Annotated in this window: 5 protein-coding genes; all 5 read left to right on the top strand. The window is 76.5% G+C overall.

What is annotated here, in order from left to right:
* Positions 1-108 precede the first annotated feature (108 nt).
* The 5 genes from ACSDG8_RS03460 to ACSDG8_RS03440 all read left to right on the top strand — a co-directional run bounded on the left by ACSDG8_RS03460 (position 109) and on the right by ACSDG8_RS03440 (position 13,200).
* A complete protein-coding gene (locus ACSDG8_RS03460; protein WP_210891258.1) occupies positions 109-501 on the top strand; it encodes a DUF2267 domain-containing protein in 393 nt (130 codons plus the stop codon).
* Between the two features lie 339 nt (positions 502-840).
* The gene (locus ACSDG8_RS03455) at positions 841-4,290 is read left to right on the top strand and encodes an AMP-binding protein (RefSeq protein WP_247688122.1); all 3,450 of its coding nucleotides are present in this window, start codon (positions 841-843) and stop codon (positions 4,288-4,290) included.
* Positions 4,287-7,397, top strand: coding sequence for a thioesterase domain-containing protein (locus tag ACSDG8_RS03450; protein WP_210942656.1), 3,111 nt, complete (start codon positions 4,287-4,289; stop codon positions 7,395-7,397). The genes ACSDG8_RS03455 and ACSDG8_RS03450 overlap by 4 nt, the downstream gene beginning before the upstream one ends.
* Positions 7,394-9,700 carry a lantibiotic dehydratase gene (locus ACSDG8_RS03445; RefSeq protein ID WP_210942655.1) on the top strand — a complete coding sequence of 769 codons (2,307 nt, stop codon included), beginning with the start codon at positions 7,394-7,396 and terminating at the stop codon, positions 9,698-9,700. Before ACSDG8_RS03450 ends, ACSDG8_RS03445 begins: the two co-directional genes overlap by 4 nt.
* Entirely contained in the window at positions 9,697-13,200 is a 3,504-nt protein-coding gene (locus ACSDG8_RS03440) for a non-ribosomal peptide synthetase (protein WP_210942654.1), read from the top strand. Before ACSDG8_RS03445 ends, ACSDG8_RS03440 begins: the two co-directional genes overlap by 4 nt.
* Positions 13,201-13,212: the final 12 nt, after the last annotated feature.

The following is a 13,212-nucleotide window of genomic DNA, read 5'->3' as shown; positions in this document are numbered from 1 at the left end:
TTCCCGCCTGCCGGCGGGGTGGGGGAGTTTGGCCGGGGTGGGGGCGGGTACCCGCCGGGGCCGACCGGGGCGGGCGTGGTGCCCGCCGGCGGCGAGGGGAGGGGTGGGATGCGGTTCCCCCTGTTCGTCGAAGCGGTGGCGCGGCGGTCCGAGTTGCCGTCCGACGAGGCCGCGACCATCTCCCGGGCGGTGTTGCAGACCCTCGCCGAGCGGGTCGGCGCGGACGAGGCGGCCGACCTGGCGGCGCAGTTGCCGGACGACGTCGGCGGCTACCTGGAGCCGGGTGGGACCGCGACGACCGGCGGCGCGGTGGACTTCCTGTACCGGGTGGCCGAACGCGCGGCGGTGGATCCGGCGGTCGCCGAGGTGGGTGCGGCGGCGGTGCTCGCCACGCTGCGCGACACGGTGACGGTGGGGGAGTTCCAGGACCTCGTGGCGCAGCTCCCGAAGGGCTTCGACGCGATGGTGGACCCGATCCCGCGCCCGCCCTACGATGTCTGAGCAGGCTCCCCGCGATCCGGGTTGAGCTGCGCCACGGGGGCGCCGCAACGAAGATTCGACTGCTAGAAAGTATTTTCACCGTAAAATAACTCGTGGGCCATCACCTACGCTGCAAATCGTCTACGCGCTAGAGGGATGATCGGACGAATTCCTCCGTCCGAGGTTCCAGGACGCCTTCCTCCCTTCGGCTCAAGCCGCATCGATGCTCTTCCGGCGCGGAGATTGAGCCATATTCTGCTTCCAATGTGAAGTCCTGGGGGGGATCAATGATCACATTCGTCGATTGCTGCGTGCCTGTCCTCTGTGGAGCGTATCCCGCTTCCTGACATGGCAGAGACGATGATTGTCAATCGTTTCGGCGCGATCACAGCAGTACACGGCGGACGTCCGGCCCTGCTCGGTGAGACCCACGAGGTCACCTACACCGAGCTGGCCGAGGCGGCCGGCGGGCACGCTGCCGTGTTCGCCGCCGCGGGCCTGCGCGCCGGAGACCGGATCGCGCTGCTCACCGCGCACGGCGCACCGACCGTCGCGGCGCTGCTCGGCGCCCTGGCCGCCGGGTGCGCGTACGTGCCACTGGACCCGGGCTTCCCGGTCGCCCGGCTGCGCCACATGGTCGACGCCGCCGGGGTCACCGCAGTGGCGTGCGCCGCCGAGCACCGCGACCTGGCCACCGCGCTGGCCGGCGCGCGTCCGGTCGTGCCGCTGGACGAGGTGCCGCCGGCCCCGCTGCGCCCGGTCGCGGACGACCCGGACGCGCTGGCGTACGTGCTGTTCACCTCCGGCTCCACCGGCGTGCCCAAGGCGGTCGGGCAGACCCACCGCAACCTGGCCCACGTCGTCGACAACCAGATCGCCGCGCTGGCCGTCGGCCCGGACGACCGGCTCAGCCTGCTCGCGTCGTTCAGCTTCGACGCCGCAATCCCCGACCTCTACCCGGCGCTGCTCACCGGCGCCGCCGTCGTCCCGGTCGACCTGCGCCGCCAGGGGCTGGCCCACGCCGTCGAGCAACTCGACCGCCACCGCGCCACGGTGCTGCACTGCACGCCCACCGTCTACCGCTTCCTGCTCGACACGCTCGGCGCGCGCCGGCTGCCCACGGTGCGGGCCGTGCTGCTCGGCGGCGAGCAGGCCACCTGGACCGACGCGGCACGCGGCCGGGACCGGTTCGCCGCCGAGTGCGTGCTGGTCAACGGCTACGGCGCCACCGAGATGACGTTCGCGGCCCGGCACGTGCAGCCGCTGTCCGAGGTGGACCCCGACGCCCGCGGCCCGCTGCCGATCGGCACCGCGTTCCCCGGCTACCGGCTCGACCTCGCCCCGGACACCGGCGAGATCGTCGTCCACAGCCGGCACCTCGCCCCCGGCTACCTCAACCAGGACAGCGACCGCTTCGGCGTCGACGCCGACGGGCTGCTGTCGTACCGCAGCGGTGACCTGGGCCGACTGCTGCCCAGCGGGGAACTGGTCTGCCTCGGCCGGCTCGACCGCCAGGTCAAGGTACGCGGGCACCGCGTCGAGCTGACCGAGATCGAAGCGGTGCTGTCCGCCCAGCCCGGGGTGGCAGGCGTCCGCGCCGTCGTCCGCGACGGCGAACTGCTCGCGTACGCCCGCCCGGCCGGCGCCCGCCCCGACCCGGCGGCGCTGCGCGCCGCACTGACCGCGGCGCTGCCCGACTACGCGGTGCCCCGCGCGGTGGTGGTCGTCGACGAGTTCCCGCTCACCGTCACCGGCAAGGTCGACGAGCGGGCGCTGCCCGACCCGGTGACCGACGTGCCCGCCGGGGAGGCGCCGGCCACCGGGACCGAGCGCGCCGTGCACGACATCTGGTGCGCGGTGCTCGGCCGCGACGCGGTCGGCCGCACCGACAGCTTCTTCGACGTGGGCGGGCAGTCGCTGCTGCTGGGCCAGGTGCAGCAGCGCCTCGCCGAACGGTTCGGCGTCCGGCTGCCGATGCTGCGCCTGTTCGACCACCCGACCGTCGCCGCCCAGGCCGCGCTGCTCGACGCCCCGTCCGAGGCGGTCCGCGCGCCGGTGCTGCCCGCGCCCGCCGCGCCGGTGAGCGCCGCCCGCGAGTACACCGGCGACGAGATCGCCGTGGTCGGCCTCGCCGGCCGGTTCCCCGGCGGGCCCGACGTGGCCACGTACTGGTGGAACCTGTGCACCGGCGTCGACTCGGTGCACGACCACACCGACGAGGAGCTGACCGCGCTCGGCGTCGGGCCCGGCCTGCTCGCCGACCCCCGGCACGTACGCGCCACCGGCCGCCTCGACGGGGTGGCCGACTTCGACGCCGAGTTCTTCGGCTTCGGCGCCGACGAGGCCGCCCGTACCGACCCGCAGCACCGGCTGTTCCTGGAGACCGCCTGGGAGGCGCTGGAGGACGCCGGGCACGACCCGGCGCGCTTCCCCGGCCTGGTCGGCGTCTACTCCGCCACCTCGGCCAACCGCTACTTCCTGTTCCACCTCATGGACAACCCGGCGGTGGTCGGCGACGTCGACCCGGACGACTGGGAGGCCCGGCTCGTCGGCCGCCAGTTCACCGACCACCTGCCCGGGCAGGTCGCCTACCGGCTCGGCCTGACCGGCCCGGCGATGGCCGTGCAGTCCGCCTGCTCCAGCTCGCTCGTCGCGGTCTGCCTGGCCGCGCAGAGCCTCGCCGACTACCAGTGCGACCTGGCCCTGGCCGGCGGGTCCACAGTGACGTGGCCCCGGCACCGGGCGGGCGGGCTCACCTCGCCCGACGGCCGGTGCCGCGCCTTCGACGAGGCCGCCGCCGGCTCCGGGTTCGGCTCCGGCGCCGGAGTGGTCGCCCTGCGCCGGCTCGCCGACGCGCAGGCCGACGGCGACCGCATCTACGCGATCCTGCCCGGCTGGGCGGTCACCAACGACGGCCCGGACCGGGCCGGATTCGCCGTGCCCGGCCCGGCCGGGCAGGCCGCCGCCGTCGCGGGCGCGCTCGCCACCGCCGAGGTCGCGCCGGGCGAGGTCCGCTTCGTCGAGGGCCACGGCAGCGGCACGCCGCTCGGCGACGCCATCGAGGTCGCGGCGCTGCACGAGGTGTACGCGGGCGCCGCGCCCGCCGAGTCCACGGCGCTCGGCTCGGTGAAGACCAACATCGGTCACCTCGACGCCGCCGCCGGCATCGCCGGGCTGATCAAGGCGGTGCTCGCCGTCCGGCACGGGGTGATCCCGCCGAACCTGCACTTCACCCGCCCGCACCCGGAGATCGACCTGGCCGCCGGACCGTTCTACGTGCCCACCAAGGCGCGGGACTGGCCGGACGGCGCGCGCCGGGTCGCCGGGGTGAGCGCGTTCGGCCTCGGCGGCACCAACGCCCACGTGGTGGTGGAACAGCCGCCACCGGCCGAGCCGGCCGACCCGCCCGGCGACGGGCCGTGGCTGCTGCCGGTCTCCGCGCGTACCCCGGCGGCGCTGCGGGCCGCGCTGGCCCGCCTGCGGACCCACCTGGCCGGCGCGGCGCCGGCGCTGCCCGACGTGGCCGCCACGCTGGCGCTCGGCCGGCGGGCGTTCGCGCACCGGGCGGCGGTGGTCGCCGCCGACCTGCCGGCCGCGCTGTCCGCCCTGGACGTGCTGCTGGACACCGACGTCCGCATCGCCGGCGACGGCGGGCCGCTGCGCGAGACGGCCGCGGACTGGGTCGCCGGGCGCGACGTCGACTGGCACGAGCTGCACCCCGACGGCACGGTGCGTCGCACCGGACTGCCCACCTACCCGTTCCAGCGCCGCCGGCACTGGATCGACCCCGTGCAGAGAGGTCCGCGGTGAACTGGTTCGTCTCCGCCGGAAGCCGCCCCGAGGCCCCGGTGCGATTGTTCTGCCTGCCCTACGCCGGGGCGGGCGCCAGCGCGTTCCGGCGCTGGGCGGCCGAGTTCGGCCCGGGCGTCGACGTGACGCCCGTGCAACTGCCCGGCCGGGAGAACCGGATCACCGAGGACCCGCGCTTCAACGTCGCCAACGTGGCCGACGCCATCGCCTCCCGGGCCGACCGCCCGTACGCGATCTACGGCCACTCGATGGGCGGGCGGCTCGGCTTCGACGTGGTCCGCGAGCTGCGCCGCACCGGCCGGCCGCTGCCGCTGCGGCTCTACGTCGGCGGCGCCCGCGCCCCGCACGTGCGTACTCCCGGCCCGTTCGACGGGCTGTCCCGGGCCGGCGACGACGAGCTGCTGCGCCGCCTCGGCGAGGGCGGCGGCCTCCCCGCCGAACTGCTCGACCACCCGGAGCTGGTGGAACTGCTGCTGCCGCTGCTGCGGGCCGACTTCGGCCGCGTCGACGACTACCGCCACGTGCCCGGCGAGCCGCTGCCGGTGCCGATCGTCGTGTTCGCCGGGCGTACCGACCGGGCGGTCACCCGGGACCAGAGCGCGGCCTGGGCCGAGCACACAGCGGCCGGGTTCACCCTGCACGAGCTGGACGGCGGGCACTTCTTCCTGCACGACCGGCTGCCCGAACTGGCCGCGCTGATCCGCGCGGACCTGACCGCCGCGTCCACCGACACCCGCGCCGGCACGCCGGACGCGGGTCCGGACCCGGTGCGCGCCGCCGGTCGCGGGACCGCCGGCGCCGCGCACCGGGTCCCCCTCGGCGACACCGGCTGGTCGGTGTGGCGCGACGCGGTGCTGCGGACCACCGGGTTCCCGGCCGACGGGCTGGAGCTGTTCACCGCGCCCCGGGCCGCCACGGCGGCCGACGAGCTGCTCGCCACCGGCGCGGGCGAGGACCGGTTCGACAAGGAGTTCGAGGAGGCGCTGCGCGCCGGCGCGCAGCGGTTCAGCGAGCTGGCCGCCGACCCGCTGCTGCGCGAGGCGGTCACCTGGCAGAACCGGGGCGCGCTCGTCGCGTTCGACGGGCTGGTGCGCGGCGGCGCCGACGCGGCCCGCAACGTCCGCCGCCGCGACCGGGAACGGGCGCTGCTGAAGTACTGGCAGCGCTACTGCGGCAAGAACGAGACGGTCGGCTTCTTCGGGCCCAGCTGCTGGGTCACTGTCGATCCGGCGCAGCCGGAAGTTGCCCGGGTCAACCCCGGCGAGCGCCTGACCCGCCGACGCTGGGTGTGGTTCGAGTCGTGGGCGCTGACCGCGTACGCCGAACGGATCGGCGCGGACCTGCCGGTCCGCCGCTGGTGGCCGCCGATGCTCCGGCCCCACCTGGCGATCCGGGACCGGACCGTGCTGCGGCCCGGACGGCCGCCGCTGACACTGACCCCGGTCGAGGCCGGGCTGCTGCGCGCGGCCGACGGGCGGCGCTCCGCCGCCGACCTGGTCACCGACCCGGCGATCGGGCTGCGCCGCCCCGAGGACGGCTACGCGCTGCTCGACCGCCTGGTGGAGCGGGAGCTGATCACCTGGGACGCGGGCCTGCCGGTGAGCCCGGACGCCGAGCGGGTGCTGGCCGACCGGATCGAGGCGATCGGCGACGAGCCGGCCCGCGCCGTCGCCCGCGCCGGTTTCGACCGGCTGCGCGCCGCCCGCGACGACGTCGCCGCGGCGGCCGGGGACGCGGACCGGCTGCGCGCCGCGCTGGACGCGCTGGACGCCACGTTCACCGAGCTGACCGGCGTCCCGGCGGCACGCCGGGCCGGGCAGATGTACGCCGGGCGCACGGTCTGCTACGAGGACAGCGCCCGGGACCTGGACGTGGTGTTCGGCGCGCCGCTGCTGGCCGAGCTGGCCGCCCCGCTCGACGTGCTGCTGCGCGCCGCCCGCTGGCTGGCCAACGCGCTCGCCCGCGCCTACCTCGACGTGCTGCGCGGCCTCTACGAGGAACTGCGCGCCGAGTCCGGCGCGCCGGTGGCCCTGGCCGACCTGTGGTTCCTCGCCCAGGGCATGTTCTGGGGCGGCGGCGAGCGGCCCGTCGACGCGGTGGCGGCGGAGTTCGCCGCCCGCTGGTCCGGGCTGTTCGGCCTGGACACGCTGCCCGCCGGCGCCACCGACGTACGGCTGCGCGCGGCCGATCTCGCCGACCGGATCGACGAGGTGTTCCCCGGCGCCGGCCCGGAGTGGTCGAACGCCGCCATCCACAGCCCCGACCTGCAGATCTGTGCCACCGACGCGGACGCGCTGCGGCGCGGCGAGTACACGGTGGTGCTCGGCGAGCTGCACGCCGCCTGGTCGTCGTTCGACTGCGCGGTCTTCACCCCGTCGCACCCGGACGTGGAACGGCTGCGCGAGGCGCTGGCCGCGGACCTCGGGCAGCGGCGGGTCCGGCTGCTGTTCCCGGCCGACTGGCCGCGGCGGACCAGCCGTACCGCCGAGTCGCTGACCGGCCCCACCGACCGGCACCTGGCGTTCCTCGACGCGCCGGGCACCGACCCGGCCCGGGTGCTGCCCACCGTGGACCTGGTCGTCGACGACGTCGACGGGGAGCTGGTGGCGACCGCCTCGGACGGGCAGTGCTGGCCGCTCACCGAAATCTTCGCCGAGCCGTTCAGCGCGCACGCCGTGGACGGCTTCAAGCTGGTCGCCGCCGCGCCGTACACGCCGCGGATCACCGTGGACCGGCTGGTGGTGGCCCGGCAGACGTGGCGGACCACCGTCGGCGAGAGCGGCCTGGCCGTCCCGAACGGCGAGCGTGAGCGCTTCCTCGCCGTCCGGGACTGGCGCCGCCGCCTCGGCCTGCCCGAGCAGGTGTACGTCAAGTTCGGCACCGAGACCAAGCCCTGCTTCGTGGACCTGGCCGCGCCGGCGTTCGCCACCACGCTCTGCGCGATGGCGCGCGCCGCCCGGGTCGACGGCGGCGACGACGTCTCGTTCACGGTGAGCGAGATGCTGCCCGCCCCGGATCAGGCGTGGGTGCCCGACGGAGCGGGCCGCCGCTACTTCAGCGAGCTGCGCCTGCACATCACCGACGCCCGGCGGGAGGACCACCGGTGAGCCATCTGGTGCCCCTGGGCGACACCGGCTGGTCGGTGTGGCGCGACGTGGTCCTGCGGACCGCCGGTTTCCCGGCCGCCGGGCTGGACCGGTTCGGCGCGCCGGACTGCGCCGCGACCGCGGACGCGCTGCTGGCCGGCGACATCGGACCCGAGGTGTTCGACAAGACGCTGCACGAGGCGTTCGCCGAGTCCTCCGCGGTGGCCGGCGAGCTGGCCGCCGACCCGCTGCTGCGCGAGGCGGTGACCTGGCAGAACCCGGACATGCTGATCGCGCTGGACGGGCTGCTGCGCACCGACCCGCAGGTCCGCAACGTGCGCCGCCGCAAGCGCGAGCTGAGCCTGCTGCGCTACTGGCAGCGGTACTGCGGCAAGGCCGAGACCATCGGCTTCTTCGGCCCGGTCTGCTGGGGCGTGTTCGACACCGCCCGGCCGGGCGTGCGCGCCGTGCCCGGTGAGGCGCTGGTGCACCGGCGGCGGGTGTACTTCGAGGCGTGGGCGCTCATCGCGTACGCCGACCGGCTCGCCGACGACCTGGCGGTGCGCCGCTGGTGGGCGCCGGCCCTGCAACCGCACCTGACCGTCGCCGGGCGGGAGCTGCGCTGGCCGCTGCACCCGCCGATCGCGCTGACCCCGGTCGAGGCGCTGGTGCTCGGCGCCTGCGACGGGCGGACGCCGGCGGTGGAGCTGGCGCAGCGGCTGCGCGACGCCGGTGAGGTGCACAGCGCCGCCGACGTCTACCTGCTGCTGGACCGGTGGGTCGAGCGCGGCCAGCTCAGCTGGGGCGCGAACCTGCCGATCGCGCCGGACGCCGAGCGGGTGCTCGCCGCGCGGATCGCCGCGATCGGCGACGAGCCGGTCCGCGCCGCGACGGCGGCCGAGTTCGGCCGGCTGTGCACCGCCCGCGATGAGGTGGCCGCCGCGGCCGGCGACCCGGACCGGCTCGGCGCGGCGCTCGCCGCGCTCAACGCCGGATTCACCGCCGTGACCGGACGCCCGGCCACCCGGCACAGCGGACAGATGTACGCCGCCCGCACCGTCTGCTACGAGGAGACCGCCCGCGACCTGGAGTTCCAGATCGGGTCGGCGGTGCTCGACGCGCTCGCCGAGCCGATGGCGGTGGTGCTGCGTACCGCCCGCTGGTTCACCGGCGAGGTGGCCGACCGCTGCGGTGACCTCTTCGTCGAGCTGCACGAGGAGTTGGCCGCCGACGGGAAACCGGTGCGGCTGGCCGACCTGTGGCTGCTGGCCCAGGGCACGCTCGTCTCCCCGGACGGCCCGATCGGCCGGGCCGGCGCGACGCTCACCGCCCGCTGGGCCGAGCTGTTCGGCCTGGCCGAACTGCCCGAGGGCCAGGCGGAGCTGCGGCTGCGCGCGGCGGACCTCACCGACCGGGTCCGGGAGCTGTTCCCGGCGACGCGGCCCGGCTGGCCGTCGGCCCGGCTGCACAACCCGGACGTGCAGCTGTGCGCCGCCTCGCCGGAGGCCGTCGAGCGCGGCGACTTCCTGCTGGTGCTCGGCGAGCTGCACCCGGCGTCGGTCGCCTTCGACAGCGCGGTGCTCAGCCCGTTCCATCCGGACCCGGCGGCGCTGCGCGCCGACCTCGACGCCGACCTGGGCCCGGTCCGGCTGCGGGTGCTGTGGCCGGACAGCTTCCCCCGCCGCACCACCCGCACCACGTACGCGCTGACCGGCCCGGCGGACCTGCAGCTCGGCATCGACACCGCGCACGGCGCGGACGTGGACCGTCTGGTCCCGGCCACCGCCGTGGTGGTCGAGCGGACCGGCGACACGCTCACCGCGGTCTTTCCCGACGGCGCCCGCTGGCCGCTGATGGAGGTCTTCGCCACGCTGCTCGGCGCGCTGCTGCTGGACGCGTTCAAGCTGCTCGGCGCGGCGGCGTACACGCCCCGGATCACCATCGACCGGCTGGTGGTGGCGCGGCGCACCTGGCGTACCACGGCCGGGGCGTGCGGGCTGGGCGGCCACTCCGACGAGTCCGCCCGCTACCTGGCGGTACGCCGCTGGCGGGCCGCCGCCGGCCTGCCCGAGCAGGTCTTCGTCAAGGTCGGCACCGAGATCAAACCCTGCTACGTGGACCTGACCGGGCCGCTGTACGCCCAGTCGCTGTGCGCCATGGTCGACGCCGCGCTGCGGACCGGCCCGGACGTGCCCGTCGTGGTCTCCGAACTGCTGCCCGCGCCCGCCGAGGCGTGGGTGCCCGACGCCCGGGGCCGCGGCTACGTCAGCGAACTGCGCCTCCAGATCACCGACCCGGCCGAGCACCTTGGAGCACTCCGGTGACCGACACCCTGACCGTCAGCGCCGTCCACGGCTCGTACCTGCCGTGGCCGGACGCCACCCTCGCCGACCTGATCACCGCGCAGGCCGCCCGGACCCCGGACGCGGTGGCGGTACGCCAGTGGGACACCCGGCTCACCTACCGGCAGCTGGTCGACCGGGCCGCCGGGGTGGCCGCCGCGCTGCGCGGCAACGGCGTCGGCCGGGGTGACCGGGTCGGCGTGTGCGGGGCGCGTACCCCCGACCTGGTGGTGACTGTGGTCGGCGTGCTGCTCGCAGGCGCCGCGTACGTGCCGCTGGAGCCGGGCGGCCCCCGGGCCCGGCTGCGCGGGATCGCCCGCGACGCGGGCGTGCGCGTGGTGGTCGGTGACGCGGCGGCGGCCGAGTTCGGCGACGAGCCCGGCGTGACGGCGCTCGGCCTGCCCGGCCCGGCGCCGCTCGTGCCCTGCCCGGCCCGGCCCGGCGACCCGGCGTACGTGCTGTTCACCTCCGGCTCCACCGGCCGCCCGAAGGGCGTGCTGACCACCCACCGCAACGCGGTCGAGTTCGTCACCGGGGTGAGCGCGCTGACCGGCGCCGACGCCTCGGTGCGCAGCCTCGGCATCGCCTCGCTCGGCTTCGACGCGGCCACCATGGACCTGTTCGTGCCGCTGACGCTCGGCGGCGCGGTGCAGCTGCTCGGCGCCGACGACCGGGCCGACCCGGTCCGGCTGGCCCGGTTCGTCGCCGAGCACGAGGTCACCTGGGGCTTCATCACGCCGACCGTGCTGTCGCTGCTGGACCCGCCCGTGTTCCCGTCGTGGCGGGTGCTGCTCTGCGGCGGCGAGGCGGTCCCGGCCGAGCTGGTCGCCCGCTGGGCGCCGGGCCGGCGGTTCCTCAACGGCTACGGCCCGACCGAGACCACGGTGCTGGCGGTCACCTGCGACCTCACCCCGGCCGACACCGACCCGATGCCGATCGGCCGGCCGCTGCCCAACCACCGGGCGTACGTGGTCGACGCCGACCTGCGGCCGGTGCCGGCGGGCGAGACCGGCGAGCTGCTGATCGGCGGGCCGGGCCTGGCCGACGGCTACCTGAACCGGCCCGGCCTGACCGCCGAGCGGTTCGTGCCCGACCCGTTCGGCGACGCCCCCGGCGAGCGGCTCTACCGCACCGGCGACCTGGTCCGGCAGGGCCCGGACGGCCGGATCGTCTACCTCGGCCGCGCCGACCGGCAGGTCAAGGTGCGCGGCCAGCGCATCGAGCTGGGCGAGATCGAGACGGTGCTCGCCGCCCACCCCGGCGTCGAGCGCGTCGCGGTGGAGGCGGTGCCCGGCCCGGCCGGCGCCGAGCTGGTCGCGTTCCTCACCCCGGCCGGCGCGCCCGGCGACGACGAGCTGCGCGCGTACGCGGCGACGCGGCTGACCACCGCGATGCTGCCGGCCCGGACGGTGCGGCTGGACGCGCTGCCGGTCAGCCCGGTCACCGGCAAGCTGGACCGGCCGGCGCTGCGCGACCTGGCCGCCACCGCCCCGGCCACCGTGGACGACGCGCCCGCCGGCGACGACCCGGTGACCGCGGCGGTCCGGCGGATCTGGACCCGGCTGCTCGGCGCCGTGCCGGCCCCGGACAGCGACTTCCTCGCCGCCGGCGGCAACTCCATCGCCGCGATGCGGCTGGTCGCGGCGCTGCGCGCGGAGCTGGGCCGGCAGGTGGACACGCGGGTGCTGTTCGCCGACCGCACGTTCGCCGCGCTCGTGGAGCGGGTCCGCGCCGCCGACCCCGCCGACGCCGACGGGCTGAGCACCGGCAACCCGCCCACGCTGTCCCCGCCGCAGCGGCGGCTGTGGTTCATGGACCAGCTCGCCCCGTCCAGCGCGCCCTACAACATCGCCGTCGCGCACCGGCTGCGCGGGCCGCTGGACGTCGCCGCGCTCGGCGCCGCGCTGCGCGCCGTGGCCGAACGGCACGACGTGCTGCGCTGGCGGATCCCGCAGAACGGCGGCGTGCCGTACGCGGTCCGCGAGGAACCGACCGACGTGGCGGTGCCGGTTGTCGACCTGACCGGCGCCGCCGACCCGGACACCGAACTGGCCGGCATGCTCGCGGCCGGCGCCGGGCACGCGTTCGACCTGGCCACCGGCCCGCCCTGGCAGGTGACCGTGTACCGGCTCGCCGCGCAGGAGCACGTGCTCGCGGTCACCGTGCACCACGCGGTCTTCGACGGGTGGTCCGAGGCGCTGCTCTACGACGAGCTGGCGCTCGCGTACGCCCGCGCGCTCGGCCGGTCCGTGCCGGGCCGCCCGCCGCTGCCCGCCACGTACGCCGACTACGCGGTGTGGCGCGCCGACCGGGACCGGCGCCGGGGCGAGACGGATCTGGCCTGGTGGACCGCGCACCTGGCCGGCGCGCCCACGGTGCTGGACCTGCCCCGCGACCGGCCCCGCCCGGCAGTGCAGACGTACGCCGGCGCGGAGGCCGCGGTGCGCCTGGACGCCACCGCCGACTCTGACGTGCGCGACCTGGCCGCCCGGCGCGGCACCACTGTCGCGGCGGTGCTGCTGGCCGCGTTCGGCGAGCTGCTGCGCCGGGTCACCGGCGGCGACGAGCACGTGCTCGGCGCGATCGTCGCCGACCGTCGGCTGGCCGCGTTCGACGAGGTGATCGGCTTCTTCATCGACACCGTGCCGGTGCGGGTCCGCTCCGGCGGCGCGAGCTTCGCCGAGCAGGTCGACCGGGCCGCCGCCGAGCTGCACGAGGTCACCGCGCACCCGGGCGCGCCGCTGGAACGCATCGTGGAGTCGCTCGGCGTGGGCCGGGACACCTCCCGCGCCCCGCTGGTGCAGGTGCTGTTCAACGTGCTCAACTTCGCCCCGCCCCGGCTCACGCTGACCGGCCTGGTGGCCGAGCCGCTGCCGGTGCCCAAGCCCGGCTCACCGTTCGACCTGACCGTCTACGTGGTGGAGCGCGACGGGCGGGCCGGCGTCGAGGTGGTGCACAACCCGGACCTGTTCGAGGCCGAGCGGATCGAAGCGCTCCTGGCCGACCTGGCCGCCCTGGTCGGCGCGCTCGCCGCCGACCCGGACGTGCCGGCCGCCGAGGTGGCGCCCGAGCTGCCCCGCCCGGCGGTGCGCGTCGCCGCGCTCGGCGCGATGACCGTCGCCACCGCCGACGCGGCCCGCGCGCCGCTGCCCACCGGCTCGGACGCGCTCACCGGCACCGAGGAGCTGATCGCCGGGATCTGGCGCGACGTGCTCGGCCGGGACACCGTCGGCGTCACCGACAACTTCTTCGACATCGGCGGCCACTCGATGGCCCTGGCCGCCGTGTACGCCCGCCTCACCGAGGCCACCGGCCGCTCGATCACCATGCTCGACCTGTTCCGCCACCCGACCGTGCGGGCGCTCGCCGCCAGCCTCGACGGAGCCGCCGACCGGCCGGAACTGGCCCGCGCCGCGCTGCGCGCCGCCGCCCGGCGGGGGCGCGCCCGCCGTACCCCGCCACCACGCCGACCTCACCCGTGACGCGATCCCTTG

This window comes from Micromonospora sp. LA-10, assembly GCF_051853095.1.
GTDB classification, from domain to species: Bacteria; Actinomycetota; Actinomycetes; order Mycobacteriales; family Micromonosporaceae; genus Micromonospora; species Micromonospora echinospora_A.
The sequence above is the reverse complement of the archived record's forward strand: the minus strand, read 5'-3'. Positions and strand labels throughout refer to the sequence as shown.

What these genes read in the sequence shown, in the direction of transcription:
- ACSDG8_RS03455 (WP_247688122.1), top strand. Translation starts at nt 841, where the DNA reads ATGATTGTCAATCGTTTCGGCGCGATCACAGCAGTACACGGCGGACGT.
- ACSDG8_RS03460 (WP_210891258.1), top strand. Translation starts at nt 109, where the DNA reads ATGCGGTTCCCCCTGTTCGTCGAAGCGGTGGCGCGGCGGTCCGAGTTG.